The sequence below is a fragment of the Alteromonas sp. MmMcT2-5 genome (assembly GCF_022348315.1).
GTDB lineage: Bacteria > Pseudomonadota > Gammaproteobacteria > Enterobacterales > Alteromonadaceae > Alteromonas > Alteromonas macleodii.
Genome location: NZ_JAKRFB010000014.1, coordinates 54,736 through 80,879, shown reverse-complemented (window position 1 = coordinate 80,879; position 26,144 = coordinate 54,736). Strand labels below are relative to the sequence as shown.

The 26,144-nt window shown below is 44.3% G+C and carries 30 protein-coding genes; 18 read left to right on the top strand and 12 right to left on the bottom strand.

The window, feature by feature from the left end; all coding sequences use genetic code 11:
• Nucleotides 1-170: 170 nt before the first annotated feature.
• The gene (locus MHN09_RS08485; protein WP_239240161.1) at nucleotides 171-827 is read right to left on the bottom strand and encodes a nitroreductase family protein; all 657 of its coding nucleotides are present in this window, start codon (nucleotides 825-827) and stop codon (nucleotides 171-173) included.
• 273 nt (nucleotides 828-1,100) lie between these two features.
• On the opposite strand from MHN09_RS08485, the gene MHN09_RS08480 reads away from it, so the two are divergent.
• Complete coding sequence (locus MHN09_RS08480; protein ID WP_239240158.1) at nucleotides 1,101-2,048, top strand: DUF3034 family protein; 948 nt, start codon at nucleotides 1,101-1,103, stop codon at nucleotides 2,046-2,048.
• Between the two features lie 12 nt (nucleotides 2,049-2,060).
• Nucleotides 2,061-2,492: a group 1 truncated hemoglobin gene (locus MHN09_RS08475; protein ID WP_239240155.1), complete on the top strand. Its 432-nt coding sequence runs from the start codon at nucleotides 2,061-2,063 to the stop codon at nucleotides 2,490-2,492.
• Nucleotides 2,493-2,682: 190 nt separating this feature from the next.
• Here the strand turns inward: MHN09_RS08475 and MHN09_RS08470 are convergent, their stop codons facing one another.
• Nucleotides 2,683-3,660, bottom strand: a complete 978-nt coding sequence (locus MHN09_RS08470; RefSeq protein ID WP_239240152.1) for a DUF3883 domain-containing protein — start codon at nucleotides 3,658-3,660, stop codon at nucleotides 2,683-2,685.
• A 365-nt stretch (nucleotides 3,661-4,025) separates the two neighbouring features.
• On the opposite strand from MHN09_RS08470, the gene MHN09_RS08465 reads away from it, so the two are divergent.
• Entirely contained in the window at nucleotides 4,026-4,259 is a 234-nt protein-coding gene (locus MHN09_RS08465) for a hypothetical protein (protein ID WP_239240149.1), read from the top strand.
• 85 nt (nucleotides 4,260-4,344) lie between these two features.
• Here MHN09_RS08465 and MHN09_RS08460 read toward each other — a convergent pair whose 3' ends face one another.
• Together MHN09_RS08460 and zapE are read right to left on the bottom strand one after the other, a co-directional pair.
• The gene (locus MHN09_RS08460) at nucleotides 4,345-5,067 is read right to left on the bottom strand and encodes a YebC/PmpR family DNA-binding transcriptional regulator (protein WP_014948360.1); all 723 of its coding nucleotides are present in this window, start codon (nucleotides 5,065-5,067) and stop codon (nucleotides 4,345-4,347) included.
• A 330-nt stretch (nucleotides 5,068-5,397) separates the two neighbouring features.
• On the bottom strand, nucleotides 5,398-6,495 hold the full coding sequence (gene zapE, locus MHN09_RS08455) for a cell division protein ZapE (RefSeq protein WP_014948359.1): 1,098 nt from the start codon (nucleotides 6,493-6,495) through the stop codon (nucleotides 5,398-5,400).
• Nucleotides 6,496-6,750: 255 nt separating this feature from the next.
• Here zapE and MHN09_RS08450 point away from each other — a divergent pair, with 255 nt between their 5' ends.
• The 3 genes from MHN09_RS08450 to MHN09_RS08440 all read left to right on the top strand — a co-directional run bounded on the left by MHN09_RS08450 (nucleotide 6,751) and on the right by MHN09_RS08440 (nucleotide 10,125).
• Nucleotides 6,751-7,185 (top strand): DUF1043 family protein, encoded by a 435-nt coding sequence (locus tag MHN09_RS08450; protein WP_014948358.1) that lies wholly within the window; start codon nucleotides 6,751-6,753, stop codon nucleotides 7,183-7,185.
• A gap of 88 nt (nucleotides 7,186-7,273) precedes the next feature.
• Nucleotides 7,274-8,635, top strand: a complete 1,362-nt coding sequence (locus MHN09_RS08445; protein WP_014948357.1) for a DegQ family serine endoprotease — start codon at nucleotides 7,274-7,276, stop codon at nucleotides 8,633-8,635.
• Nucleotides 8,636-9,054: 419 nt separating this feature from the next.
• Complete coding sequence (locus MHN09_RS08440) at nucleotides 9,055-10,125, top strand: trypsin-like peptidase domain-containing protein (protein ID WP_014948356.1); 1,071 nt, start codon at nucleotides 9,055-9,057, stop codon at nucleotides 10,123-10,125.
• Between the two features lie 145 nt (nucleotides 10,126-10,270).
• Here the strand turns inward: MHN09_RS08440 and murA are convergent, their stop codons facing one another.
• The 7 genes from murA to mlaF all read right to left on the bottom strand — a co-directional run bounded on the left by murA (nucleotide 10,271) and on the right by mlaF (nucleotide 14,978).
• Nucleotides 10,271-11,533, bottom strand: coding sequence for a UDP-N-acetylglucosamine 1-carboxyvinyltransferase (murA, locus tag MHN09_RS08435; RefSeq protein ID WP_014948355.1), 1,263 nt, complete (start codon nucleotides 11,531-11,533; stop codon nucleotides 10,271-10,273).
• Nucleotides 11,534-11,545: 12 nt separating this feature from the next.
• A complete protein-coding gene (locus MHN09_RS08430; RefSeq protein WP_012517351.1) occupies nucleotides 11,546-11,803 on the bottom strand; it encodes a BolA family protein in 258 nt (85 codons plus the stop codon).
• A 29-nt stretch (nucleotides 11,804-11,832) separates the two neighbouring features.
• Complete coding sequence (locus MHN09_RS08425; protein WP_239240146.1) at nucleotides 11,833-12,141, bottom strand: STAS domain-containing protein; 309 nt, start codon at nucleotides 12,139-12,141, stop codon at nucleotides 11,833-11,835.
• Entirely contained in the window at nucleotides 12,138-12,803 is a 666-nt protein-coding gene (locus MHN09_RS08420; RefSeq protein ID WP_014948352.1) for an ABC transporter substrate-binding protein, read from the bottom strand. Before MHN09_RS08420 ends, MHN09_RS08425 begins: the two co-directional genes overlap by 4 nt.
• 118 nt (nucleotides 12,804-12,921) lie before the next feature.
• Nucleotides 12,922-13,395, bottom strand: coding sequence for an outer membrane lipid asymmetry maintenance protein MlaD (gene mlaD, locus MHN09_RS08415; protein ID WP_014948351.1), 474 nt, complete (start codon nucleotides 13,393-13,395; stop codon nucleotides 12,922-12,924).
• A gap of 9 nt (nucleotides 13,396-13,404) precedes the next feature.
• Nucleotides 13,405-14,181 (bottom strand): lipid asymmetry maintenance ABC transporter permease subunit MlaE, encoded by a 777-nt coding sequence (mlaE, locus tag MHN09_RS08410; protein WP_014948350.1) that lies wholly within the window; start codon nucleotides 14,179-14,181, stop codon nucleotides 13,405-13,407.
• Nucleotides 14,178-14,978: a phospholipid ABC transporter ATP-binding protein MlaF gene (gene mlaF / locus MHN09_RS08405; RefSeq protein ID WP_014948349.1), complete on the bottom strand. Its 801-nt coding sequence runs from the start codon at nucleotides 14,976-14,978 to the stop codon at nucleotides 14,178-14,180. The genes mlaE and mlaF overlap by 4 nt, the downstream gene beginning before the upstream one ends.
• Nucleotides 14,979-15,826: 848 nt before the next feature.
• On the opposite strand from mlaF, the gene MHN09_RS08400 reads away from it, so the two are divergent.
• The 12 genes from MHN09_RS08400 to mgtE all read left to right on the top strand — a co-directional run bounded on the left by MHN09_RS08400 (nucleotide 15,827) and on the right by mgtE (nucleotide 25,206).
• On the top strand, nucleotides 15,827-16,783 hold the full coding sequence (locus tag MHN09_RS08400) for a calcium/sodium antiporter (RefSeq protein WP_239240143.1): 957 nt from the start codon (nucleotides 15,827-15,829) through the stop codon (nucleotides 16,781-16,783).
• A 2-nt stretch (nucleotides 16,784-16,785) separates the two neighbouring features.
• Entirely contained in the window at nucleotides 16,786-17,766 is a 981-nt protein-coding gene (locus tag MHN09_RS08395; protein WP_061094262.1) for a KpsF/GutQ family sugar-phosphate isomerase, read from the top strand.
• Nucleotides 17,767-18,315 carry a 3-deoxy-manno-octulosonate-8-phosphatase KdsC gene (gene kdsC / locus MHN09_RS08390; RefSeq protein ID WP_039224564.1) on the top strand — a complete coding sequence of 183 codons (549 nt, stop codon included), beginning with the start codon at nucleotides 17,767-17,769 and terminating at the stop codon, nucleotides 18,313-18,315.
• Nucleotides 18,312-18,890 carry an LPS export ABC transporter periplasmic protein LptC gene (gene lptC / locus MHN09_RS08385; RefSeq protein WP_014948345.1) on the top strand — a complete coding sequence of 193 codons (579 nt, stop codon included), beginning with the start codon at nucleotides 18,312-18,314 and terminating at the stop codon, nucleotides 18,888-18,890. Before kdsC ends, lptC begins: the two co-directional genes overlap by 4 nt.
• Nucleotides 18,859-19,413, top strand: coding sequence for a lipopolysaccharide transport periplasmic protein LptA (gene lptA / locus MHN09_RS08380; RefSeq protein ID WP_014948344.1), 555 nt, complete (start codon nucleotides 18,859-18,861; stop codon nucleotides 19,411-19,413). Before lptC ends, lptA begins: the two co-directional genes overlap by 32 nt.
• Before the next feature lie 2 nt (nucleotides 19,414-19,415).
• Complete coding sequence (gene lptB, locus MHN09_RS08375) at nucleotides 19,416-20,141, top strand: LPS export ABC transporter ATP-binding protein (protein ID WP_014948343.1); 726 nt, start codon at nucleotides 19,416-19,418, stop codon at nucleotides 20,139-20,141.
• A gap of 73 nt (nucleotides 20,142-20,214) precedes the next feature.
• Nucleotides 20,215-21,696, top strand: a complete 1,482-nt coding sequence (locus MHN09_RS08370) for an RNA polymerase factor sigma-54 (protein WP_014948342.1) — start codon at nucleotides 20,215-20,217, stop codon at nucleotides 21,694-21,696.
• Nucleotides 21,697-21,726: 30 nt separating this feature from the next.
• Nucleotides 21,727-22,014, top strand: a complete 288-nt coding sequence (hpf, locus tag MHN09_RS08365; RefSeq protein ID WP_012517338.1) for a ribosome hibernation promoting factor — start codon at nucleotides 21,727-21,729, stop codon at nucleotides 22,012-22,014.
• Between the two features lie 13 nt (nucleotides 22,015-22,027).
• Nucleotides 22,028-22,471 carry a PTS IIA-like nitrogen regulatory protein PtsN gene (gene ptsN, locus MHN09_RS08360; protein ID WP_014975727.1) on the top strand — a complete coding sequence of 148 codons (444 nt, stop codon included), beginning with the start codon at nucleotides 22,028-22,030 and terminating at the stop codon, nucleotides 22,469-22,471.
• 84 nt (nucleotides 22,472-22,555) lie between these two features.
• Nucleotides 22,556-23,401: an RNase adapter RapZ gene (gene rapZ, locus MHN09_RS08355; RefSeq protein ID WP_014948340.1), complete on the top strand. Its 846-nt coding sequence runs from the start codon at nucleotides 22,556-22,558 to the stop codon at nucleotides 23,399-23,401.
• Nucleotides 23,401-23,673, top strand: a complete 273-nt coding sequence (locus MHN09_RS08350) for an HPr family phosphocarrier protein (RefSeq protein ID WP_014948339.1) — start codon at nucleotides 23,401-23,403, stop codon at nucleotides 23,671-23,673. Before rapZ ends, MHN09_RS08350 begins: the two co-directional genes overlap by 1 nt.
• A gap of 174 nt (nucleotides 23,674-23,847) precedes the next feature.
• Nucleotides 23,848-25,206, top strand: coding sequence for a magnesium transporter (gene mgtE / locus MHN09_RS08345; protein ID WP_014948338.1), 1,359 nt, complete (start codon nucleotides 23,848-23,850; stop codon nucleotides 25,204-25,206).
• 51 nt (nucleotides 25,207-25,257) lie between these two features.
• Here the strand turns inward: mgtE and MHN09_RS08340 are convergent, their stop codons facing one another.
• Complete coding sequence (locus MHN09_RS08340) at nucleotides 25,258-26,010, bottom strand: response regulator transcription factor (protein WP_156085968.1); 753 nt, start codon at nucleotides 26,008-26,010, stop codon at nucleotides 25,258-25,260.
• Nucleotides 26,011-26,144 lie beyond the last annotated feature (134 nt).

Sequence of the window (26,144 nt, the reverse complement as noted above, 5' to 3'; positions counted from 1 at the left end):
CCACGGCGAGAACGCAGCTTCCCCCGAACAGTTAAGAAGAGACCACAGCGATACAGCAGAAAGAAAAATGCCGCTCACCTTAAGTGAACGGCATTACCATGCTAAGGGCTCTTTTTACATCTCGTATTTACGAGTGACGTGCGTTTGTTTGAACGTCACATTTCTACAAGTTAAACGATTGTAATAACGTCTTCTTTCGCTAGGCGTGCTTTTGGAAGGCCGTGATTCCAATCATTCTCAGTATCAGGGTACCCCATGGCAAGTGCCACTTCGCAAACGTGGCCGTCTAGCTCATCTTTAAACTGTTCGCCAAGCAATTCGGCGTCAACACCTTCCATCGGCGTAGACGCTATGCCTAAACGCGCCAGCGTGTGAAGAACATTGCCTAATGCTAGATAAACTTGCGCTTTGGTCCAAGCCGCGTTGTTACCGTTTTCATCGGTGTTCGCTTCCGCAAATGCGTAAGCGCCCATGAAGTTTTCACGCATATCTTCGGGTAGATGACCAGACGCTACTTCTGCATCGACACGCTTTACAAATTTCTCTTTTGTAAATTTAGGATCATAGGCAAACAGAATGGTATGCGATGCTTCTTTAGCGTGATGCTGATTGAACTGATGCTTATTGGCAAAGCTATCGTGTAAACGCTGCTTGGCTTCATCACTTTCAACAACCACAAATTTCCATGGCTGAGAGTTGATTGAAGACGCAGATAGTCTCAACGCCTCAAGAATTGTCGCCAGATCATCAGCTGAAATGCGTTTACTCGCATCGTACTGTTTAACCGTGTAACGCTTATTTAAATCTTCAATAATTGGATGAGACACAACTAACTCCTCAATACGTCTGCTATTTGTTGTTCACGCATGAATGCTGCGAACAGAAAATTAAAGTACTCAATGAATATGGCGTGTATGGTATAGATTCGGCTTTTCAATGATAAGCCCTATAAAAAACGAATCAGTTTCAAATATTTTTTGATAATAAAAATTCGATAATAGCTAGTGTCGCCAGCAGCGTGCATTTCACAATTCATGGGATAGGCGCTATGCTGATTAATAGAATTACAAAAAACCATTTAAAAACATTAGGCTTACCTTATGATTAGGCATTTGCTCCTCCCTCTTTTTCTCGCATCTTCTCCCGTATTCGCAGACAGTGGATCTCGCTTAATTGCATCCGGTGGTATTACGAGTTTCGAGGGCACTGCGGGTGGCGGCATTACGCCTTGGGCATTTATTGGCGGATACGCGAGTAAAGAAGAGGTCAGTTATTCGGCAAATATTCAATACTTAAGCCTAAGCGATTATTCCCTTACAACAGCAGGAGCAAGTGTTAGTTTATTTGACCGTGTAGAGCTTAGCGTGCAGCGACAACGCCTCGATATTGCTTCAGGGTTGACAAGTAACGTTTTCGCCTTACTCACAGAAGGTGCTATCACAAACGCCAACAGTACCACCATTGAGCAAGATATAATCGGTGCAAAAGTTAAGGTTCTTGGTGATGGCGTCTTTACTCAAAACTCATGGATACCCCAAGTATCCATCGGTGCACAATACAAGAAAAACAGAGACTACGACAACTCTCTTTCGCTACCCGACGGTACGACCCCCTTGCCCGGCGTAGGCGTCCCAATGCTGCTAGGTGCGACAGACGACAGTGGTACCGACGTTTACCTTTCAGCCACGAAACTGTGGCTAGGCACCCCCTCAGGTTATAATTTACTTACCAATCTTACCGCACGGTATACAAAAGCGAATGTGTTTGGCTTACTTGGATTTGGTTCTGAAAACAACGATAGCGCTAAGCTCGAATGGGAGGGCTCTGTAGCGATATTAATTAGCCCTACCACAGCAATTGGCACAGAGTTTAGAACGCAAACCAATCGGTTAGGAGGCTTAGCTGAAGAAGACACCGTTGTTGATGCCTTTATTGCCTACTTCCCAAATAAATCTATTTCAATTACCGCTGCCTATGTGGATCTGGGCAATTTACCTTTGCAAGAAAGTTCTTCAGGATTTTATCTAACGGTAAACGGCACTTTTTGATAGGGGAACGAGATGATCAGACACCGCTTCCGGTTAATGGTAATTGCTGCGTTAAGCGTATTAATAGCCGCATGCGCTAGCGCTCCTGAACAAACCCTTTATGAAGAAATTGGCGGCCATAAAACGCTCAATACCATATACGGTGTAGCGATTACGCGAATTTACACTGACCCCGTAATTGGTCATTACTTCAAAGGTGTTCCCAAAAAACATTTAAGAGATCAACTTGTATTGCAAACATGCGAGCTTATTGGCGGGCCTTGCGAATATGATGGAAAAACAATGTTGGAGTCTCATACCGGTCTCAATATTAAGGAGCGTGAATTTTACATATTGGTGGAGTATGTCCAAGGCGCGATGCGCGATGTGGGGCTAACCTATCAGCAAGAAAACCGTATTCTTAGGCTGCTAGCGCCAATCAAGTACGAAACGGTATACCTGTAATGAAGCGTGTATTTATTAGCCCAGTGAATCGACTAGAACTCTCTAGACACTTAACTACTTTATAATTATGTAGTACTAAGTAAAAATGTTGCCATGACTATCACTTTACTGAGTTTTTCTATAAATATTGTATTATATAAAAACTAAGCTTGTAATTATTGAAAGTATCTAGAAAAGTCTCACCCCATGATTAATTAATTTGTAACCTGAAAGATTCCACAGTCTTTCCAACTACTGACATTTCTTGATTGTTTATGACAATTAACTTCTTATCCTTAAATTTACAAATAAAAATTTTTGGTTCATCGGTCATACATCCTGTAACAATTACGAGTCGATAGTTTTTCTTTCTTTCCTTAAAATACTTATATTCGTTCGGAGTCAATGTTATGTCTGGAGATTGTTGGCCTCTACCTTTTACTTCTACACATAGTTTACCTTTACCCTTACCTATCTCTAGATCATAACCGCAGTTTTCGCTTTCTACGGATTTGATATACTCATAACCGAACTCCTCATAATGCGTTATCGTTAATGCTACAGCTTTCCGCTCAACTTCAATACGCTGTAAATAAGGTGTATTTTTTCTACCAGACTTTCTGGGAGAGTTTTTTTCTATGGAACCTTTTGAAAAAGAGATATTTTTAACGACGTTAATATATTTCTTTGGAGTAAAACACCATTGCGATTGGGTCGTGGGCGAAAACTTAGTAGTCCGATCAACTTGTTTTAATAATACGACATCTTCAGCTTTCGCTTTAAATCGATAGTACTTTAGTTGATTTTTTTCGTGCGTTACCATATCTACTGGTAGTCGCTGCGATTTTCGATACACTATTGCTTTTTTGTAGTATCCAATTAAACGGTTTTCATTTATTCCTTTAAATTGTTTACCGCCAAAAAAGAATATTGGAATATCAGTAATAAAATCATCCTCATCATTAGCACCTAACCTATTTATGGACAATTCAACTTTGTGACCGGGTAAATTATCTCTCTTAACTCCAACATTACCGTAAACGTATCCGTCAGTATGAGTCAGAAAGTTACACACCTCCACACCGCGGCCAGTCTCTTCTGGGTTTTTACCACCGCCAATAATATAGTCACTTTGCGTAATTCCCTTATACTCTTTCATCCAACCAACTCTAATGGCTAAAAAATTCATAATTTCTCTCTATTAAAAACTGTCGGCTAATTATTAACACTGACCTTTCTCCTTAACAACTTCAAACGTAGATACGTATGCAACTTGTACTAGGTAAACATAGGCAAGACTTTGACGAAATAAGGAGGCTATGCCTAATCTGTCATGGGTTAGTTTATACGACTAGTAACTGTTCTGAAGATGGGAAAGGGTTACGTTTTTCTAATAGTTGTTCTGGTGCTGTCGAAAGCCTTACATAGAGTAACCTTCTTAGCCTTGCGATTGCATTGAGCGTAAACATATATCAAAAGGTCATCAAATTTCCAATCTACGAGCTTGGTAAGTCATAAAGTCTATACTATGACAACGAGCTTGTAGAAAGACCAGTGACGTTGCAACAAGTAATTGACAAAATTATACACGCTGACGAAGTATTAAAGCCTATCGTGCCCAACTCATTTAGGAATAAAACTTTAAAAATCGCAATCCAGTTCAAAGGAACTGAATTTGGTAGAAAGAAATGGACAATGAATGTCATTTTAGAAAGGTTTGCAGAAGAGATTTTATTGTTGCTTGATGAACAAGGAGTAATTAGTTGTTATGAAACTAACGTCAGCTAAAAAGCTTATTTATTTCCAAAGTTTTTTAGAAGCCCAAAATTTCGGGCTTCTATTATATTTTAAACAACTTAATTACTGTGAACACTTAGTTAGGCGTAATCGCGTTGTGGTAAACGTCTTGCACGTCATCACAGTCGTTAAGCATGTCCATGAATTTTTCAAACATCGGCATGTCTTCTTCGCTTATCTCAGTTTCGGTCTGAGGCATCCAGCTCATTTCTTCTGCAATAAAGCTAATGTCTGGGTAGGCTTCAGTTAGCGCTGTTTTTACTTGATAGAATTCAGTGTGTGGCGCGTAAACTGTAACTTTACCGTCTTCAACTTCAACATCAGTTACGTCTACGTCGGCTTCCATTAGCACTTCTAGGATAGCGTCTTCGTCGTCACCTTCAAACTGGAATACCGCCTGGTGATCGAACATATGCGATACCGCACCCTGTGCACCAAGTTTCGCGTTGGTTTTAGTAAAGCAGTTACGTACTTCAGTGATGGTGCGGTTTGCATTGTCAGACAAGCAGTCAACAATGACCATGCAGTTACCTGGGCCAAAACCTTCATAACGCATAGGCTGGAAGTCTTCGCCAGCACCACCAGCGGCTTTATCAATCGCTTTTTCAATAACGTGGCTTGGTACTTGGTCTTTCTTCGCCTTTTCCATTAGGCGGCGAAGTGAAAGGTTGGTGTCTGGATCGGCACCACCATTTTTCGCACATACGTAAATTTCTTTACCGTATTTAGAATAAACTTTAGTTTTTTGGCCGGCAGTTTTTGCCATGGCGTTTTTACGAACTTCGAATGCTCTTCCCATCTTAAAAGTCTCTTTCTCGCAATTTGAAATGCTGCGTTGGGTTTTATCGGGCTACCTGTTGCCTGACCGTTCATCAGGCGCATCGCTCTGCCTTACTTGGTAGCATTGTCGAACTCGACGTTTCAATAAATGGCCGAACGCGACGGTGCTAAAAATTGCCAAGCGAAACACTGCCCAAAATAACGGTAGGCTAAGCGACACAAAAAATTTGGGCGAAATTCTACCTTAATTTTCGTGTAATACCAATGTGAACGCCCCTAGAAAGGGTGTAGGTTGGTAGCTTTCACATTTTTAATGAGGTCAATATGTACTTTGACTCCATATTTATGCTTACGGCAAATGCTCGGTTGCCAGGTAGTCGTGTGACTGCATTTCCTTTAAGCGGCTAAGACAACGCCTGAATTCAAAGTTAAGTAGCCCCTCGGTATACAAGCTTTCCAACGCGACTTCTGCAGATATGATCAGCTTTACATTTCGCTCGTAAAATTCGTCCACCATCGCAATAAAGCGGCGTGCCACATCGTCATTATGCTGGCCCATTTCCCTAACATTGGCTAAAAGCACTGAGTGATAACAACGGCTTAACTCAATGTAGTCGCTCTGGCTGCGGGGCCCGCCACACAAGGCTTTAAAATCAATCATCAATACCCCGTCAGCGTTTCTAAGCGTCGGTATTTTTCGGTTGTTCACCTCAATATCTTCGCCTTTAGAGCCTTCTTCCGGAGCTAATTGAGAAAAGTAGCTATGCAAGTTTTCGGTGGCTTCGCCATCAAGTGGGTAGTGATAAATTTCGGCTTGCTCTAACGTTCTAAGACGATAATCAATACCGCTATCAACATTTACCACGCGGGTATTCTGATTGAGTAGATCGATAGCAGGTAAGAACCGCGCACGCTGCAATCCGTTTTTATACAAATCGTCAGGGACTATGTTCGACGTCGCCACCAGCACAATACCGTGACCAAACAGCTCTTCCATTAACGTGCCTAAAATCATGGCATCGGTTATATCAGACACGAAAAACTCGTCAAAGCATATTACCCGCGCTTCTTTTGCTAACTTAGCCGCTACCAGCTTTAGCGGGTCTTGTGCGTTTTTAAGCTGCTTTAGTTCATCATGCACACGGTACATAAAGCGGTGAAAATGCACGCGCATTTTCTTTTCGAAAGGCAAACAGTCGTAGAATGTATCTACTAAATAGGTTTTGCCTCGCCCTACCCCACCGTAAAAGTAAATGCCCTGGATACCAGGCTTCGCATGGCCTTTCCCAAACGCTGCTTTTAACTTTACCCGCCACGTCGTTTTCTTTTCAGGCTGGGTAAGTTCATCAAACAAACGCTGAAGTTCTTTTACTGCATTTTCTTGCGCCGCGTCGTAATGAAAGTCAGACGACTGAAGATCTAGCTGATATTTTTCCCATGGCGTCATCGCCGAAACCACTCCGTACAAAAGTCAATAGCGGCGCTTGCTGCACCGACCTGCTTGAATTTCTCAATTATGACCTTAATTTTAATGGAAATCACGGTAGAATCTCACATTGAAATTCGACATACACCGAATAAATGTCACGATGTATGCGCTTTTCGGGTTCGACCTTGCTATATTCAGCGTATGGTCGAAAGCAGCTTTTAGATCGTAGAAGTAAAGGTCGGCTGCAAGATGTAGATTGATTCGGAGAATATAATGGAATTGTTAGTATCTCTTGCTTTGTTAGTAGTTGGGTTAATTATTGGCTTTTTCGCAGGTCGCTTTTTTCAACAAAAGCAGGGCGCAGGCAATACTGCACAGACTGAGAAGCAAGTTAAAGAGATCCTCGCACAGCAGGCGCAACACCACATTCATCAAACTCGTCAAAGCTTAGAGAGCATTGAAAGCCAGTGCGAAACCTTAAAGCAACAAATTGAAGAGTATGAATTGCTGCTTGAGCAAGGCAGCGATGATGACAGCAAAGTTCCTTTTTATGGGGAACAAGCAACTACGTATTTACGTAACAACCTAAAAGGGTCTGACAAATCGAGAGTTCAGCGTGTATCTGACACACAGCCAAGAGACTTCGCTAACTCGGGTTCTGGGCTGTTCGTCGGCGGATCTGATAAGAATACCGCAGAAAAACAGTAACATCGGGAACTTTATCACGACCTCGGACTCTTTTAGTGAAACCATGCTATGTCGCATATAACATGAAGGAGTGTAAGCGAACATGAAAATGTCTTTCCGCCATTGTTTATTGGCGTCTGCCGTTGTTGTAAGTTCATTGGGCTTTACTGCTAGCACACAGGCGGCGTTACCGTTCTTTTCTGATAAGAAAGATGAAGTTCCCTCTTTAGCCCCTATGCTAGAAGAAGCTACCCCAGCGGTAGTGAGCATTGCGGTAGAAGGAACACAAACCTCTACGCAGCGTGTACCCGAGATGTTTCGCTACTTCTTCGGCGCCCCGCAAGAACAGGTTCAAGAGCGCCCTTTCCGAGGTCTTGGTTCTGGTGTCATCATAGATGCCGATAAAGGTTATGTCGTTACCAACAACCACGTTGTTGATAATGCAGATGAAATCACTGTTAAGTTAACTGACGGTCGCGAGTTTAAGGCGAAAAAGCTAGGTTCAGATGAGCAAAGCGATATCGCGCTACTTAAAATAGAACCTGATGATTTAAAAGCGTTACCGCTTGCCGATTCTGACGCGCTGCGCGTAGGCGACTTTGTAGTAGCTATTGGTAATCCGTTTGGTCTTTCTCAAACGGTTACCTCTGGTATTGTAAGTGCTCTGGGCCGCTCTGGCTTGAACATTGGTGGTTATGAAGACTTTATTCAAACCGACGCAGCAATTAACCGCGGTAACTCAGGCGGTGCGTTAGTTAACCTTCACGGTGAACTGGTTGGTATCAACACCGCTATTTTTGGTCCTAACGGCGGTAACGTCGGTATTGGTTTTGCTATTCCTGCCAATATGATGAAAAGCCTAATTGATCAAATTGCAGAATTTGGTGAAGTTCGCCGTGGCCTTCTAGGCATTTTAGGTAGCGATATTGACGCGGGCCTTGCAGAAGCCATGAATGCGGAAGTGAACATTGGTGCGTTCGTGAGCGAAGTGCAGCCAGACTCTGCCGCTGAAAAAGGTGGTCTGCAAGCCGGTGATATTATTACTGCCATTAATGGTCGTAAACTTCATAGCTTCCAAGAACTGCGCGCAAAAATTGCGAGTATGGGCGCGGGCGCTGAAGTTGAGCTCACGGTAATGCGCAAAGGTAAGAAAATGAATGTAGACGTTGTATTAGATGACGCTACAGATACGACAGTGACTGCTGCTCAAATTCACCCAGCCCTAGAAGGAGCAACCCTGTCTAACGGCACTGACGATGCTGGGAATGCTGGTGTAGTGGTTTCTGATATCGAGCGTGGTGCGCCTGCGGCGCGAATTGGTCTTCAATCTGATGATGTGATAATCGGCGTTAACCGAGTACGTACGTCTACGGTTGCAGAGTTCAGAAATGCACTAGACGAAGCCAAAGGCGTTATCGCACTCAATGTAAAACGTGGAAACTCTACGCTTTATTTGGTAATCAGACAGTAGCAATTTAGCACTTCAATTACATCCTCAGCTCAGACGCGTTGGTGTCCAAGCTGAGGGTTAGCATAAAAACGGCGCTTTATAAGCGCCGTTTTTGTTTTCAAATGATAACCGTTGAAAACAATGTGCTCCTAGCTTCCTAAAGGGGCTTCTTTACGGGCTCCTCTGATAAGCCGCATTCTCGAGCTACACCTATGTCCACGTAAATAACGCTGTATGAACAGCATGAAAGGTTTTGAAGTACATGCTAGTGCAAATTGAGTTGCACAAAATTTGCGTTTCATTACGGTAGTTTATTAAATAAAGTGATATCCTTTGCCGTAAGATGATAATTTAAGAATGTTGCGCTTTAAGATTGTGAAGTAGTGCTAAGTTAACGGCACGTATTAATTAAGTGCGACAGATAACAAAAAGTGTGATTTGTGACTGGCCGCTCAATTTTTAACTTCTTACTAAAATCTGTATTTCTTGGCGTAGCTGTTGCTGCACTACTCTTAGTTTTCCTACCCGATCTACGTCAAGGCAAAGGCCTTGCTCAAGGATTCTTTAACTCTCCATCAGTAAGCGCTAGTCGCGAAAGCTATTTTACTGCCCTGAGCCGCTCTGCGCCTGCAGTAGTCAATATCTACAGCGTCAGTATTGAGAACGGTTCAGGCCTATTCAGAAATCAATCTCGTGGGCGCACCAATTTGGGTTCTGGCGTTATCATGACAGAAAATGGCTATTTGCTTACCTGTCACCACGTAGTTGCAGATGCCGATAGCATTTACGTAGCGGTTCAAGATGGACGTATTTTGGAAGCGCAAATTGTGGGCACCGACCCACTGACCGACCTTGCCGTGTTAAAAGTCACCGCTGATAACCTGCATATTATTCCTCAGGTATCGGAACCTGACACCCATGTGGGTGATGTGGTGATGGCGATTGGTAATCCTTTCGATCTGGGACAAACCATTACTCAAGGCATAGTAAGCAGAGCCGGACGAAATGGTCTATCTAATTATGTTGATTTCATTCAAACCGACGCAGTTTTGAACCAAGGTAACTCTGGTGGCGCGCTGGTAGATAGCAATGGTATTTTGCTGGGTATCACTAACGCCAACTTCCAAGTGCTAGATTCAAATAATCGCGCTCGCAATGTAGACGGCATTAACTTTGCCGTGCCTTACGAATTAGCTAAGCGAGTCATGGATGAAATTATCAGCAATGGACGTGTTGTTCGCGGGCAGCTTGGTTTTGTTGGCGGTGAAAACCGCAACCGACCAGGCATAGACGTTTCAGCAGTAGCTAAAGGCAGCCCTGCCGACATCGCGGGTATCCGCCCTGGCGACATCATAGTAGCCATAGACGGCGTACGTTTAGAAAGCGCATCAAAAACGTTGGATATGATTGCCGAAACCGAGCCCGGTACAGAACTTGAAATTGAGCTCAGCCGCGACGGGCGTTCAATTACTCTTACGGCAACGGTTGCAGAGCTTCGCGCTGGTCAATAAGTATTGTTGGAGCTGGCAGATTAATTCGACTTCCCAAGTTTAGAACGTGAAGATTTAATACCAGCCCGCATAGATAATAGACACAAAAAAAGCGCCAGATAGATATGCTATCTGGCGCTTTTTCGTAGAAGTGCAAAACCTTGAGTTATTCTTTCACTCTTTCAATGATGGCACCCAAGCCACCCAGCTTCTCTTCAATGGCTTCATAACCACGGTCTAAGTGATAAATGCGATTCACGTGAGTCTCACCTTCTGCGATGAGCCCAGCTATCACCAAGCTTGCCGACGCGCGCAGGTCAGTGGCCATTACCGGAGCTCCTTTAAGGCTTGAGCTGCCTTTAGACACTGCTGAGTTCGCTTCTAATGCTATTTCTGCGCCCATACGTTGTAACTCTGGCACGTGCATGAAGCGGTTTTCAAAAATGGTTTCTGTAATTACGCCCGTGCCTTCGGCAACACAGTTAAGGGTAACAAACTGCGCCTGCATATCCGTAGGGAATGCTGGGTGTGGTGCGGTTTTAACTCGCACAGCCTGCGGTTTGCGCCCTTCCATGTCTAGCTCTATCCAGTCATCACCAGTGGTGATTTTAGCTCCGGCCTGCTCTAGCTTATCTAGCACCGCATCTAATGTATCTGGCGCCGCATGAGTACAGCGTATTTTCCCACCTGTCACAGCGGCCGCTACCAAGAAAGTACCGGTTTCTATACGGTCAGGCAGCACTGCATAATCACAACCGTTTAAGGTTTCCACGCCCTCAATGGTTATTTTATCGCTTCCTGCACCGCTAATTTTCGCGCCCATCTGAATAAGACAGTTTGCTAAATCAACGATTTCGGGCTCGCGTGCCGCGTTTTCAAGAATGGTTGTTCCGTCAGCCAGCGCCGCTGCCATCAATAGGTTTTCAGTGGCACCCACGCTTACCATATCCATGAAAATACGCGCACCTTTCAGACGCCCATCGACTTCGGCTCGAATATAGCCTTCGTCTACTTCAATCTTCGCGCCCATCTTTTCAAGGCCAGTTAAATGAAGATTTACTGGACGCGCACCTATAGCACAGCCACCTGGCAAAGAGACATTCGCTTTACCTTGCTTAGCTAGCAATGGGCCAAGTACTAAGATAGACGCACGCATAGTACGTACTAACTCATAGGACGCTGTAACGCTTTGTAGCGTACTCGCATCGATAACGATATCGTTAGGTGCGGGTAGTGCGACTTCAACACCTAATTCACGCAAAAGTGCCGTCGTAGTATTGATGTCACGAAGACGAGGAACGTTGGTGTAACGACAAGGAGAGTCAGTCAGCAAGCTTGTCATCAACAATGGCAAGGCCGCGTTTTTAGCGCCAGAGATGCGCACGGTACCGTTGAGCGCAGGGCCCTTTTTAATTACGAGTTTATCCACGTGCTACGCCTATTATTGAGGAATATTAAACTGGCGCTCACGCTCCCAGTCTTTTACTGAAAACGTCTTGATGGTAATTGCATGCATGCTGCCGTCTGCAATTTTATCAGCCAAAGGCGCATATACCGCTTGCTGGCGCTTCACACGGCTCATTTCATTAAAAGCATCGCTTACCGCAATAATATTAAAATGCGAACCTTCGCCCTTTACATGGACTTCGTGAAGGTCTAACGCATCTTTCAAGATTTTTTCAATTTCAGACAATTCCATAACTTACTTCTTAATTCGCTAACGGGTGTTTATTCTACGGGTAAAAAGCTATCTGCGTCGCTTATTTTAGCAAGCTTACGTAGCTTCTCTGGCATTTTATATAGGCTCATGCTAACACCATTTTGCTTTGCATCCCTAACGGCATTAATAAGCCAAGCCAAACCTGCACTGTCTGCGCGCTCAACGTCACTTAAATCAACAAGACATCTTTTATTGTTAATCAAGGTACTACGCTCATTTCCGCTCAAACTATCCCAGAAATTCTTCGACAGCGTTTCACGGTCAAGATGACCGTGAACCACTACATTGCCTTTGTCGTTTACCTCGAATAGGCTCACTCAGCCTCTCCTTCGATTTCGATTGGCTCGCCTTGCTTAAGCTCAACTGGCTTACCAATTTTGTCGCGCATTAGTGCGATAACTGCATCGATACCGTCTTGACGAAGGATTGATTCAAATTCGCTACGCTTGCTGTTTAGCATGCTGATGCCTTCAGCAACCATATCGTAGGCTTTCCACTCGTTCGTTTTACTATCTTTACGAACTTTAAAAGCAATTTTGATTTCAGGGCGGTTTGGATCTTGAACCACTGCACGCACTGTTACTGATTTTTTATCATCAAAAGATGATTCAGGCTCAAAGATGACTTCTTGGTTGTCGTAGTAGCCCATTGCCACAGCGTAGGTTGTTACCAAATATTGACGAAATACGCTGATGTACTCGCCCATCTTCTCTTGAGGTACTGACTTAAAGTGTTTACCTAGTACCATAAAAGCAGCGAATTTGTAGTCGATATGAGGTACTAATTCTTCTTCCATAATAGTGCGTAGCATTTCAGGATCAGCTTTAATCGCTGCTTGGTTCGCTTTGATGCGCTCAAACGTGCGGTTTGCTACGTCTTGAACCAATTCATACGGGTTTTGTTCATTAACTTCTTGTGCATTCGCTATGCCCGCTACAGACATCATGAAGATGCCAAGTGCTACCATAAACTTTTTCAAAATTACTCTCCTAACTTAAAACTCTATTTAGCAGACCTGATGGCAATCCAATAAGTTTCATCACGCCGCTGGAATAATTTAACGACCTGATAATATACGTCTGGCCGTAATACTGCGATTAGTCTTCGTCGCTTCCGCGATTAAATAAGAACTGACCAATGAGATCTTCAAGAACCAAAGCTGACTTAGTATCCTGAAGGTAATCGCCATTCTGTAAATTAGCGACACCGTCGAAAGAGAAGCCAGGTTGGAAGCCAACATACTGTTCGCCTAGCAAACCCGAGGTCAAAATAGACACAGAGCTGGTTTCTGGAAAGCCGTTGTATTCATTTAAAATTGACAGCTCAACCACTGGCGTAAAATCTTCTTGGTCTAGCGTAATCGATGACACACGGCCAACCGTTACCCCACCAACCTTTACTGCCGATCTCGGCTTTAAGCCGCCAATATTGTCGAATTTTGCGTATAACGTGTAGGTATCGCCTTCGGTGGCTACCGTTTGGTTTGCTACTTTCAGTGCCAATAACAACAACGCACCGATTGTAAGCATGACAAACACACCAACCATTACTTCCGTTTTATACTTACTCATTCCAATCCCCTACTCGATACCAAACATAAGGGCGGTTAGCACGAAGTCCAGCCCTAATACTGCTAATGATGAATAGACCACCGTTTCGGTAGTCGCTTTGCTGATCCCTTCCGATGTTGGAATAGAATCGTAACCTTTAAATATGGCAATCCACGTCACAACCAAGGCAAACACGAGGCTTTTTATTACGCCGTTTATGACATCCTGGTTCCAATCTACTGTCGATTGCATAATTGACCAGTAGCTGCCTGCATCAACGCCTAACCAATCAACACCCACTAAGTGGCCGCCTAAAATACCAATGGCACTGAAAATAATGGCAAGCATAGGCATCGCTAACATTCCCGCCCAAAAACGCGGAGCGACGATACGTCGTAGCGGGTCTACCGCCATCATCTCTAAACTACTCAGCTGCTCCGTGGCTTTCATTAAGCCTATTTCAGCTGTTAAGGCTGAGCCAGCTCGCCCAGCAAAAAGCAATGCGGTCACAACCGGACCAAGCTCCCTTAACAATGAAAGTGCGACCATGGGGCCTAAGCTACCTTCTGCGCCATAATCAACCAAAATGGTGTAGCCTTGTAGCGCCATTACCATGCCGATGAATAACCCCGACACCATAATAATGAGTAGCGACTGAACGCCCACTACATACAATTGCTTAATCACCAGCGGTACATTTTTAAGCCGAGGAACAGCGATTAACGCACCGAATAACATAAGAGCTGCTCGACCAACCGCAGTGACCTTCCCTATCGTTTTAGCGCCTATTGATTGGAAGAACTTCATTTATCTGCCCCCAAGAAGCTTGCTTTCAAATCAGGTGCAGGATAATGAAATGGTACCGGACCATCTGCTTTTCCTTTCAAGAACTGTTGGACTAATTCAGAGTCACTTTCTTTGATTTGCTGCGCCGTTCCTTCACCGATAACCCGCTTGTCAGCTAAGATATAAATATAATCGGCAATGGTCAGTACTTCAGTGACATCGTGAGTCACCACAATACTGGTTAGATTAAGTGCGTCGTTTAATTCACGAATAAGCTTAACCAGCACACCCATTGATATAGGATCTTGTCCGGCAAAGGGTTCGTCGTACATGATCAAATCTGGATCTAGTGCAATCGCCCTAGCCAAAGCAGCCCTGCGCGCCATACCACCAGACAATTCACTAGGCATTAATTGAGCTGCACCGCGCAATCCTACTGCCTGTAGCTTTAAAGCGACAATTGTCGCAATAACGTCTTCAGAAAGTTTTGTATGTTCGCGAAGTGGAAACGCCACGTTATCGAACACACTCATATCGGTAAAAAGCGCACCACTTTGAAAAAGCATGCTCATTCTACGACGTGTCTCATATAGCGTTTTTCTCGACATAGAAACAATCGAATCGCCGTCGAATCTAACGTCACCTTCATCTGGCGTTAACTGCCCGCCAATAAGGCGCAGCAGCGTGGTTTTACCTATACCACTTGGCCCCATTACCGCAGTAATTTTGCCTTTGGGTACCTTTAGCGATATCCCATCATAAATGATGCGATCAGCGCGCTTAAAGGTAAGGTTATCTACTTCAACTAAATGATCCATAGTTACTTAAATGTCGACCCCTGACGTTGGATTGAGACCTTATAAAATAACGCGTTCAATCCACTTAGAAAATTTTAAAATTATAAGAGTAAGTGAGTATTCAATTTCTGTGCCTTCACTTGATCCACTCTTAAGGTTTACTGCACAGTTTACTTTATGAGCGCATAAAATCAAAAAAGTTTACTCTCCAGTGTACTTTTTTGAATTTCTATCGCCAGACACGGTATAGAACACCTTGTCTGGGCGGTGTAATTTAAGGGCATTGTACGCTTTTTCAAGCCCCTCGCCAAAGTCAAAAAGTTACAAGTTATGTTCGATTAAGACGAATATATACCAGTCCGTATAGATTATTACCCACGCAGCGAGAGTTAAAATGTTCGTAATCGCGGCGTGTTACCGCAGGTATAGTGGTTCTACATCAAGGTGACACAACAAAGAGTACGGACATTTTAAACTCGGCCTTCGGGAAGGTCTGGCAAACTTCCTAGCTTCATTCTGGGAATTTGAAAGGGAACAGCCATTCCTGCATTCCCACGCTTCGCTAGGAAACTTGCCAGCGCCTTCTGAGTGGGCAATTATCTATGCGGACTGGTATTCGGTATCTCACGCCCAAGTGCCCATCTAGTATCCTACAAGCCTCCCAAATCAATCCTAATACCATCCTATTTTGTTGTTTCTTAACTGAAACTGAATATGAAGTCTTGTGTGTGTAAGTGCGACCTAATTTGCGTATCCAGCGGAAATTTACGTCAATTGACAGTATTTGGCGAAAATAAAACGCTGCGAGCATAGGCAAATGGCACTCTTTTTGCGACAATCTAGCGAAATACTTTCTATTACAGGTTGTTGTGCTTTTAAACATTGTCATTTTTCTTGTTGGGCTGATTGTACTGAGTTGGAGCGCTGACCGGTTTGTATATGGCGCCTCAGCATTAGCAAAAAACATCGGCATTTCTCCAATGATGATCGGACTAACGATTGTCGCTATGGGATCTTCGGCACCTGAAATTGTGGTTTCCGCCATAGCCTCCGCAAATGGCAATATGAACACCGCCGTGGGTAACGCGCTAGGTTCTAACATCACGAACATCGCGCTAGTTTTAGGTATAACCGCGCTAGTGAAACCATTGCTTGTTTCATCAACAACATTAAAGCGCGAGCTTCCAGCACTCCTTATCATCTCATTGATTGCCATTGGCTTTATGTTTGACGGTGAACTTAAGTCTTATGAAGGCATTATCCTACTAGGCCTGTTCATTTTCGTACTGGCAATGATGGCGTGGTTGTCGCTACAGGTAGATAAAGAAGACCCTCTGGTTGCGGAAACCGCAGATGAAATCCCCAAAGGCGTTTCAAATACGTCAGCCCTCATTTGGATTGGTGTAGGCCTTGTAATACTACCATTAAGTGCTCACTTTTTGGTGAACTCAGCAGTAGAAATTGCCAGATACATGGGCATTTCGGATTTGGTTATCGGACTAACGATTATTGCGTTTGGTACAAGTCTACCTGAACTAGCAGCAAGTGTTGCGGGTGTACTAAAAGGGGAAGACGATTTAGCACTGGGTAATATCATCGGCTCAAATATCTTCAACCTGCTTGCCGTACTTGGCATGCCCGGGTTAATCGCGCCTGGTATCCTGGACCCTGACGTTTACAGCCGAGATATGTACGTAATGCTTGGTTTAACATTATTATTGTTCTTGTTCAGCTTCGATTTAATCGGCAAACGTACAATATCAAGAACAAATGGATTCATACTTCTGGCTTGCTTTATCGGCTATCAATTCTGGCTATTCGGATAATCATGAATACACAAACTCAGATGAACTATATCGACTCAGCGAAGCGCGTTATTGAAATTGAAACTCAAGCTATTGCTAATCTGGCAGAGCGCTTAAACAATGAATTTATCGCTGCCTGTAATATTCTCTTTGCCTGCAAGGGTAAAGTTGTCGTGAGTGGTATGGGAAAGTCTGGGCATATCGGAAATAAAATTGCCGCTACGCTTGCCAGTACAGGTACTCCTGCATTTTTCATGCACCCTGGTGAAGCCAACCATGGCGACTTGGGCATGCTAAGCAAAGGCGATGTCTTACTCGCCATCTCTAATTCTGGCGAGACTAACGAACTCGTTAACTTATTGCCCGTAGTTAAACGCTTAGGCATACAGGTGGTCGCCATGACCAACAGTGCTTCCAGTTCATTAGGGCAACACGCAGATGTCGTGCTTGATATCAGCGTTGAAAAAGAAGCGTGTTCGCTAGGTCTTGCTCCTACGTCAAGCACAACCGCCACACTGGTTATGGGTGATGCGCTTGCGGTAGCACTGCTCGACCAAAAAGGTTTCACCTCAGATGACTTTGCGCTTTCGCACCCAGGCGGCAGTTTAGGCAGAAAACTTCTGCTTAAAGTTAGCGATATCATGCAAAGCGGCAGTGATATCCCCCTTGTCCATGCCAGTGCTTCTGTTGCTGACGCACTGCTGGAAATATCTAAAAAGGGGTTGGGTATGACAGGCGTGATAGCGGCAGACGGTACGCTGACAGGCGTCTTTACGGATGGCGACCTACGACGAATTCTCGATGCCCGCGTAGACGTACACAGTGCGACAGTAGAAGAAGTAATGACTAAAGGCGGCAAGACTACCACCGCAGGTCAGCTGGCTGTAGAAGCCCTGAATTTGATGGAAACCCATAAAATTAGTGCGTTAATGGTTACTGACGATAAGCGCAAACCTGTTGGGGCTTTTAACATGCATATGCTACTAAAAGCAGGAGTGCTTTAAATGACAACCACCTTGTACACGGAAATAAATGACTCGCTTTTCGCAAAACTAGCCAAGATAAAGTTGCTGGTATGCGACGTTGATGGTGTGTTCTCAGATGGTCGAATTTACTTAGGTAACGACGGTGAAGAACTTAAAGCATTCCATACCCGTGATGGATATGGTGTAAAAGCGCTAGTGAGCAATGGAGTGAATGTTGCGGTTATTACTGGACGTCGCTCTGCCATTGTTGAAAATAGAATGAAGGCACTGAATGTTGCACATATAATTCAAGGCGAAGAGAATAAAGCAGACGCGCTTAGCGACCTGATGAAACGCCTTGAGTTAAACACTGACGAAGTGGCTGCGGTAGGTGATGACATGCCAGATACGGGTATGTACAAGCACGTTGCGGTTAAAATTGCGGTTGCCGATGCCCATCCTTACGTAGCAAAACAAGCTAACTGGATTACGACCCTTCCCGGTGGGTTTGGCGCGGTCCGAGAAATATCGGATACCATTTTGCAGGCCAAAGGGGTAGCAAATGAGATTTTTGGAGCTAGTGTATGAGCCTGTTTGGCTTTAATCGCTTAGGATTAAGTATATCGGCGCTATTTATTCTGGCGATGCTGATGTACATCCCTACGTGGATGGAAGAGCAGCCTGAAACGCAGGGGAATCGTGAAAACGATGCGCTAAAGCCCGCCTACAAAGCAAAAAATCTAACAACTACGCTGTACAATCAAGACGGTGAGTTAAATCACAAAGTATTTGCAGAGTCGATGGAGCATTACGACCAGCTTGGCTTTGTATTGTTTCAGCAACCTAAATACACCCTTTATACAGAAAACGCGTCATCACCATGGGTGGTAACCGCTGATGAAGGTACACTATACAATAACGAGCTAATCCAGCTGGAAAACCAAGTTAATATTGAGAACCAAACTGGCGATGACTTTGTCAGAAGTATATCGACCGAGTACATTCAAATTAATTTAGAAACCAAGCAAATGACATCTGACCAACCCGTTGAAATACTGGGCACCCAATATGTCATTTTAAGTAATGGGTTTAACGCGAATTTACGCACACAAGAATACGAGCTTTTAGATCATGTACAAACCACTTATTCCCCTAGCAACTAGTTTATTGCTTGCCATCGCTAGCGGTGCGGTACACGCCAGTGAAGATGATTTTTCGCAGCCCATAAAAATAGGCTCGAACACCCAGTTTATCGACGGTAAAAATAAAACCGCGTTGTACAAAGACGACGTACTCATAACTCAAGGCTCTTTGGTTATTGAAGCTGACGAAGTGGAAGTAATTGCCACTGACGGTGGTGGTCGTGAAATATTTATTGCTAGAGGAAAGCCTGCAAGCTATTCCCAGCAATTGGAAGACGGCACGCCAGTTTCGGCAAAAGCTAATGAAATACGCTATGAAGTGGTGAACCGAACGATTTCTCTTGCCGGAAACGCAGAGTTGAAACAAGACACCAGTAAAGTACAGGGTGACAACATCACGTTCGATATGATTACCGAGCAATTGCTAGCGACTGGCGGCGCAGGTAAGGATGGTGAGGGTCGAGTGACCACAGTATTCACACCTGAGACCATTCGCAAAACTTCGTCTAAGAAAGACAAAAAAGACAACGAGGGCAATGAATAGCAATGGCAACTTTGAGCGCTAAAAATCTTGCTAAGGCTTACAAGTCACGACAGGTTGTACGAGATGTAAGCCTGTCTGTCTCAACGGGTCAAATTGTTGGTCTTCTTGGCCCAAATGGCGCTGGTAAGACCACCACATTCTACATGATTGTTGGTTTAGTGAATCTGGATAAAGGCAAGATTGAAATCGACGACAATGAGCTAACTCATCAGCCCATGCACGAGCGCGCACGCCGCGGAATTGGCTACCTACCGCAGGAAGCCTCTATTTTCAGAAAGCTCACAGTGCATGAAAATATCATGGCCATTTTGCAAACCCGTAAAGATTTAAATTCACAACAGCAAGAAGAAGAAGCAGATGCGCTACTTGATGAATTTAATATTAACCATATACGTAATAGTACGGGGATGAGTTTGTCAGGGGGCGAACGCCGTCGCGTTGAGATTGCCCGCGCTCTGGCAGCAAAACCGCAATTTATTTTGTTAGACGAACCATTTGCTGGTGTTGATCCAATATCAGTTAATGATATAAAGAAGATAATACAACATCTTCGCGATAGGGGTATTGGAATCCTTATCACGGACCATAACGTACGAGAGACATTGGATGTTTGTGAAAAGGCGTACATTGTGAGTCATGGCGAGCTTATTGCGCAAGGAACGGCGGAACAGGTTTTAAGTAATCAAAAAGTAAGGGATGTATACCTAGGCGAACAATTCAGGCTATAGTTAATGTAACCGAATTGTCATTTTTCAGTTTCGCTCTGGTATATTCAATTTAGAGCATTTAAATAAGACGTAGATGAAACCATCTTTACAGCTAAAATTTAGCCAACAACTTACCATGACACCACAGCTTCAGCAGGCCATTAAACTGCTGCAGCTTTCTACACTTGATCTTCAACAAGAGATCCAAGAAGCGCTCGATTCTAATCCGCTATTAGAAGTTGAAGAAGGTAACGACGAGCCGCAACTAGAAAAGAACAATATCGACAACGATGACAGCGGCTCTGAGGCCACTGCTTCTGCATCTAGTGACACACTAGAAGCCGGCGATGCACTTGAGAAAAACGATCTTCCCGATGAGCTGCCAATCGACAGCACATGGGACGAATACTACTCTGCTTCATCTTCGCCTGCTCCGGGTCCATCCAATGACGACGAGCAAATCTTCCAAGGTGAGACTACTGAAGATATTCAAGAGCACCTTCTTTGGCAAATGCGCCTTACCCATTTCTCGGATACCGATCGCGCAATCGCTACAGCAATCATCGACTCTATTGACGAGTCAGGTTATTTAACCGTTACCCTTGATGATATTTTAGAAGCGGTTAACGATGATGATATGGAAGAGCCGATTGAAATGGACGAAATAGAATGTGTGCTAAAGCGCATTCAGATGTTCGACCCTATTGGTTCTGGCTCACGCTCTCCACAAGAATGTTTGATGGTGCAATTGCGCCAGTTTTCAGAAGACACACCGTGGCTTGCTGAAGCAAAGCAACTGATTGAAGAGTACTCTGACTTACTGAGCAGCAAAGACTATCGTACGCTTATGCGTAAAAGCCGATTGAAAGAAGATCAGCTACGCGAGGCAATGCGTTTACTGCAAACCTTGAATCCTCGCCCAGGTAGTGCTTTAGTTACTAAAGAGCCTGAGTACGTTATTCCTGATGTCTCAGTAACCAAGAAAAATGGCCGTTGGGTGGTTGAGCTGAACCCCGACAGTCTGCCTAAGTTAAGCGTAAATCAACAATACGCTGCAATGAGTCGCCGTGCCAAGAATAGTAGCGATTCACAATTCATCCGCTCACACATGCAAGAGGCTAAGTGGTTCATAAAGAGCCTTGAATCTCGTAACGAAACCTTAATGAAGGTTGCAAACTGCATTGTGCAGCAGCAAATGGGCTTTTTTGAGCACGGCCCGGAAATGATGAAACCAATGGTGCTAAATGATGTCGCAGAAATGGTAGATATGCACGAATCCACTATTTCGCGAGTGACAACGCAAAAGTACATGCATACGCCACGTGGAATCTTCGAATTGAAGTATTTTTTCTCAAGCCACGTTGCAACAGAGTCTGGTGGTGAATGTTCATCTACAGCGATTCGTGCATTGATCAAGAAATTAGTGGCCGCTGAAAAGCCTAGCAAGCCGCTAAGTGATAGCAAGATTGCTTCATTGTTGGCCGAACAAGGCATTAAAGTTGCCCGGCGAACAATAGCAAAGTACCGGGAATCGTTGTCGATCCCGCCGTCGAACCAACGCAAAAGCCTTATTTAATCGGGCTTAATAATATAAGGAAGACGAAATATGCAAATCAACCTTACTGGTCATCATGTCGAAATCACCGACTCTTTGCGTAATTATGTCGATACGAAGTTCAGCAAACTTGAACGTCACTTTGATCACATTTCTAATGTGCATGTCATCCTGAACGTTGAAAAATTAAATCAAAAAGCCGAAGCGACCGTTCATTTAAGTGGCGCTGAAGTATTCGCATCCTCAGAAAATACCGACATGTATGCGGCGATTGACAGCATGGTTGATAAACTCGACCGGCAGGTAATCAAGCATAAGGAAAAACTGAAAAAACATTAGTAGTTAATTAAGCATGGATATACAAGCCATCGTAAGTCTGGACCGCACCGAGTGTGCGGTTCAGTGTAATAGTAAAAAGCGAATTCTTGAGATCATCGCTGATATCGCTGCCAAGCAAAACGAGAACATTGATCAGGCAACGGTACTCAACAGTTTGATGGCTCGAGAGCGTATGGGTAGTACAGGCATTGGCAATGGTATCGCCCTGCCCCACGGACGCCTGCCGGGCCTTGAGAAAGTGATTGCCATTGTTGTAACCAGCACGCCAGCAATCGACTTTGACGCCCTTGACGAGAAACCCGTAGACATCTTTTTTGCGCTACTCGTTCCCGAGGAACAGACCGAAGGACACCTTCAAACGCTGGCCACCGTGGCTGGTAAACTAAGCGACAAAGAAACGATTAAAGCAATACGTCGCGCAACGACAAGCGACGATATTCTATCTGCATTAAGTTAAACATTAAGCGCCTATTAACCGTTTAGTAGGCGCCTAATTCAACAACGCGTATGTGATAAAACCAGAGTATTAGGGAGAAAGTAGGTGAAGCTGATAATAATCAGTGGTCGTTCGGGGTCTGGTAAGTCTGTCGCACTTCGCGCATTGGAAGATTTAGGTTATTACTGTGTTGATAATATCCCGGTAAACTTACTTCCCACCTTAACCCATACAGTTGTTGACGAGTACGATCAGGTTGCGGTAAGTATCGATGTGAGAAACTTACCTAAAAATCCTGACGATTTGGTAGAAATTCTAGACTACCTGCCTTCTTCGTGGTCGATGACCATTGTTTACATTGACGCGAGCGATGATGTACTGGTTAAGCGTTTTAGCGAAACACGTCGTCTTCACCCTCTCGCCAAGCTTAATAAATCGCTTTCAGAAGCCATTAAAGCCGAGTCTGCCCTACTTGCTCCTATTGCTGAGCGCGCAGATTTATATCTAGATACAGATAAGCTTACCATTCACCAACTGGCAGAGTTAATTCGAGAGCGTATCCTGGGTAAGAAAAGCTCACGCCTTGTGCTTGTGTTTGAGTCGTTTGGCTTTAAGCACGGCATTCCTAAAGATGCGGATTACGTTTTTGATGCCCGCTTTTTACCTAACCCCCACTGGGAGCCCGACCTTAAACATCTGACCGGATTAGACGCACCAGTAGAAGTATTTTTGGGGTCGCAGCCTGTAGTGACCAAGTTCATTTGGCAAATTCAGAATTTAATAACGACATGGCTGCCTCATTTAGAACGCAATAACAGAAGTTACGTAACCGTAGCCATTGGCTGTACTGGCGGGCAACACCGTTCGGTTTATATCGCACAGACCCTGTCGAAAACCTTCAGTGAAATACACCCTGATGTTCAAATTCGCCATAGAGAGCTGAATCAGTAATGACTATTCAAAAAACGCTAACTATCGTCAATAAGTTAGGGTTGCATGCGAGAGCGGCGACCCAACTGGTTAAACTGGCTAATCAATTCGACGCTAAAATCATCTTAAAAAAAGGCGATAAAGAAGCAGACGCAAGCAGTGTATTGGGATTAATGATGCTTGAAAGCCATCAAGGTGAACAGGTAGATGTGATTGTGGACGGCAGTGATGCTGTTGATGCACTTGCAGCTATTGAAGAGCTTATTGAGGGCAGATTTAACGAAGACGAATAGTCTTACTTACCCAATCCATTGACCAATTAATCAACACTTAGCGCAGTTATCTTAAAATCCTGCGCAAAACCTACGCAATTATCATGACAGACTCATCATAATTGCGATATTCTACGCCCACTTAGGCTCTATGGCCTGCATTGTTCATCTTTTAGCTTGTAGGAATAACGCCTTATGGCAGAAGCGCTTGTTTCTAAATACGTACAAACTCAGTTACGCGCACTCAACGCTGCGTTGACCAACGGTCAATTCGTATCTGTACGTAAGCTTCTGCTTGAATTACCGCCTTCAGACGTCGCCCACATTCTTGAATCTAGCCCTAGCAGAACCCGTGACGAATTATGGGAGCTCATTGATGGTGACTTTCACGGCGACATTTTAGAAGAACTGTCTGACGATGTTCGAAACGGTATCATTACAAAAATGCTTCCCGCTAATGTGGTTGACGCACTTGAAGAGATGGATACCGATGACTTAGCAGAGACGCTAAGCAGCCTTCCCGAGCCAGTATTGGCCGATATTCTAGATTCGATGGATGCACAAGATCGCGTGCGCGCAGAGCAAGCGCTGTCTTACGGTGAGGAAACCGCTGGTTTCATCATGAACACCGACACCATCACTTTACGTCCAGATGTGACCATTGACGTGGTTCTGCGCTATATTCGCTTAAAAGGCGAGCTACCTGAGAATACGGATACGTTTTACGTGGTAAACCGAACTGACAACCTTGTTGGTATTGTTCCGGTTACCCGTTTACTCACCGCAGATACCGACGATAAAGTGTCTGACGTTATGGACGAGGAATCTGAAGCGATTCCTGTGAATATGCCAGACGATGAAGTCGCAAGCCTGTTCGAGCGATACAATTGGCTTTCAGCACCTGTTGTAGATGAAAACCATCGCTTAGTGGGCCGAATTACCATTGATGACGTGGTTGATATTATTCGTGAGGACGCCGAGCACTCGATGATGAGTATGGCGGGTCTTGATGACGACGAAGATACCTTTGCACCCGTTATGCAAAGTACCAAACGACGCTCGGTGTGGCTGGCGGTAAACTTAGTGACGGCGCTAATGGCTGCGATGGTGAGTGATCTATTTGAAGCAACGCTCAGCCAACTGGCTGTGTTAGCTATATTAAATACCATTGTCCCCAGTATGGGCGGTGTAGCGGGTAATCAGACGCTAACGCTAGTTATTCGCGGTATGGCACTAGGCCATGTTAACGCGAGTAACTCACGATGGCTTATCAGTAAAGAAATATCCATCGGCTTTTTAAACGGTGCTATTTGGGCGGTGCTTATTGCCTCTGTCATCGCGTTATGGAAACAAGATTACATGCTGGGCGTAATTATTGCCTTTGCCATGATGGTAAACATGATTGCGGCTGCTTTAGCGGGTGCAACCTTACCTATGATCATGAAGCGTCTTAAGATAGACCCTGCCCTAGCTGGCAGTGTTATCTTAACTACGATAACCGATGTAGTGGGTATTTTTGCTTTCTTAGGTACTGCGACGCTGTTTCTAATTTAAGTTAATTTTGAACTCTCATGCCTGATAGGGCATGGGTGAGCTAAACAACACTCATGCAATAAGCGCTTTCGCTATATATCCATTGACGTTCAGCTTGTAACCCACACCCCAGACGGTTTCTACTAGCTGTCCACCATTTTCAATACTGTTGATTTTATCAAGCTTAGTGCGTAAACGATTTATATGGGTATTCACCGTGTGCTCGTAGCCTTCGTGGTTATAGCCCCACACCTCACTGAGCAATTGATTGCGAGAAAAAACTTGGTTTGGATGACGACAAAAATAATCCAGTAGCGCAAACTCCCTAGCCGTTAACGTCAGCACTTGGCCGTTTAGGGTTACGCTATGAAAACGCTGGTCGATTTTAAGGGGTCCTATTTCGATGCGCTCTTCACTACCTTGAGATGGTCTTAAATGTGCTTGGCTAGGCATACTTCTGCGCATATGGGAGCGAATACGGGCAGTAAACATGCGTGCATCAAATGGCCCTGATAGATAATCATCTACGCCTACTTCATAGTAGTTTGCTTCATCTACCTCTTCGTCGGCCACATCGTCTGTCATCGCGTCACTTTCCACTGCCATCACCCAACTTTCTGGGTTCGTATCAACAAGGCCTTTTATACGATTAAGACAGATAATATTTCCATGCGACTCAACAATAACGAGCGAATAATGCTGCGCCTTAAGCAACGACTCTGCGGATTGAAAATTAGAGACTGCGTCGTAAAGAAAGCTATGCTTACTTAAGCATTGCGATATGTTCTGTTGAAACTTATTTCCACTGTAGATGATAAGGATCATATCTCGCTCCTAATTCGCCAATAAAAAACAAGACCAGTGCGTTCGTGGTTTTCTTTCACAGTGATTACAATTTTTTTATAAAAAATATAAATTCAGAATTTATAACAGCACTGTTATTTATTGAGACGAATCTG

Excerpts from the sequence above, each read along its gene's own strand:
- MHN09_RS08480 (WP_239240158.1), top strand. The coding sequence starts at position 1,101 with ATGATTAGGCATTTGCTCCTCCCTCTTTTTCTCGCATCTTCTCCCGTA.
- MHN09_RS08475 (WP_239240155.1), top strand. The coding sequence starts at position 2,061 with ATGATCAGACACCGCTTCCGGTTAATGGTAATTGCTGCGTTAAGCGTA.
- MHN09_RS08470 (WP_239240152.1), bottom strand. The coding sequence starts at position 3,660 with ATGAATTTTTTAGCCATTAGAGTTGGTTGGATGAAAGAGTATAAGGGA.
- MHN09_RS08460 (WP_014948360.1), bottom strand. The coding sequence starts at position 5,067 with ATGGGAAGAGCATTCGAAGTTCGTAAAAACGCCATGGCAAAAACTGCC.
- zapE (WP_014948359.1), bottom strand. The coding sequence starts at position 6,495 with ATGACGCCATGGGAAAAATATCAGCTAGATCTTCAGTCGTCTGACTTT.
- MHN09_RS08450 (WP_014948358.1), top strand. The coding sequence starts at position 6,751 with ATGGAATTGTTAGTATCTCTTGCTTTGTTAGTAGTTGGGTTAATTATT.
- MHN09_RS08445 (WP_014948357.1), top strand. The coding sequence starts at position 7,274 with ATGTCTTTCCGCCATTGTTTATTGGCGTCTGCCGTTGTTGTAAGTTCA.
- MHN09_RS08430 (WP_012517351.1), bottom strand. The coding sequence starts at position 11,803 with ATGGAATTGTCTGAAATTGAAAAAATCTTGAAAGATGCGTTAGACCTT.
- mlaD (WP_014948351.1), bottom strand. The coding sequence starts at position 13,395 with ATGAGTAAGTATAAAACGGAAGTAATGGTTGGTGTGTTTGTCATGCTT.
- mlaE (WP_014948350.1), bottom strand. The coding sequence starts at position 14,181 with ATGAAGTTCTTCCAATCAATAGGCGCTAAAACGATAGGGAAGGTCACT.
- mlaF (WP_014948349.1), bottom strand. The coding sequence starts at position 14,978 with ATGGATCATTTAGTTGAAGTAGATAACCTTACCTTTAAGCGCGCTGAT.
- MHN09_RS08395 (WP_061094262.1), top strand. The coding sequence starts at position 16,786 with ATGAATACACAAACTCAGATGAACTATATCGACTCAGCGAAGCGCGTT.
- kdsC (WP_039224564.1), top strand. The coding sequence starts at position 17,767 with ATGACAACCACCTTGTACACGGAAATAAATGACTCGCTTTTCGCAAAA.
- lptC (WP_014948345.1), top strand. The coding sequence starts at position 18,312 with ATGAGCCTGTTTGGCTTTAATCGCTTAGGATTAAGTATATCGGCGCTA.
- lptA (WP_014948344.1), top strand. The coding sequence starts at position 18,859 with ATGTACAAACCACTTATTCCCCTAGCAACTAGTTTATTGCTTGCCATC.
- lptB (WP_014948343.1), top strand. The coding sequence starts at position 19,416 with ATGGCAACTTTGAGCGCTAAAAATCTTGCTAAGGCTTACAAGTCACGA.
- MHN09_RS08370 (WP_014948342.1), top strand. The coding sequence starts at position 20,215 with ATGAAACCATCTTTACAGCTAAAATTTAGCCAACAACTTACCATGACA.
- hpf (WP_012517338.1), top strand. The coding sequence starts at position 21,727 with ATGCAAATCAACCTTACTGGTCATCATGTCGAAATCACCGACTCTTTG.
- ptsN (WP_014975727.1), top strand. The coding sequence starts at position 22,028 with ATGGATATACAAGCCATCGTAAGTCTGGACCGCACCGAGTGTGCGGTT.
- MHN09_RS08350 (WP_014948339.1), top strand. The coding sequence starts at position 23,401 with ATGACTATTCAAAAAACGCTAACTATCGTCAATAAGTTAGGGTTGCAT.
- mgtE (WP_014948338.1), top strand. The coding sequence starts at position 23,848 with ATGGCAGAAGCGCTTGTTTCTAAATACGTACAAACTCAGTTACGCGCA.
- MHN09_RS08340 (WP_156085968.1), bottom strand. The coding sequence starts at position 26,010 with ATGATCCTTATCATCTACAGTGGAAATAAGTTTCAACAGAACATATCG.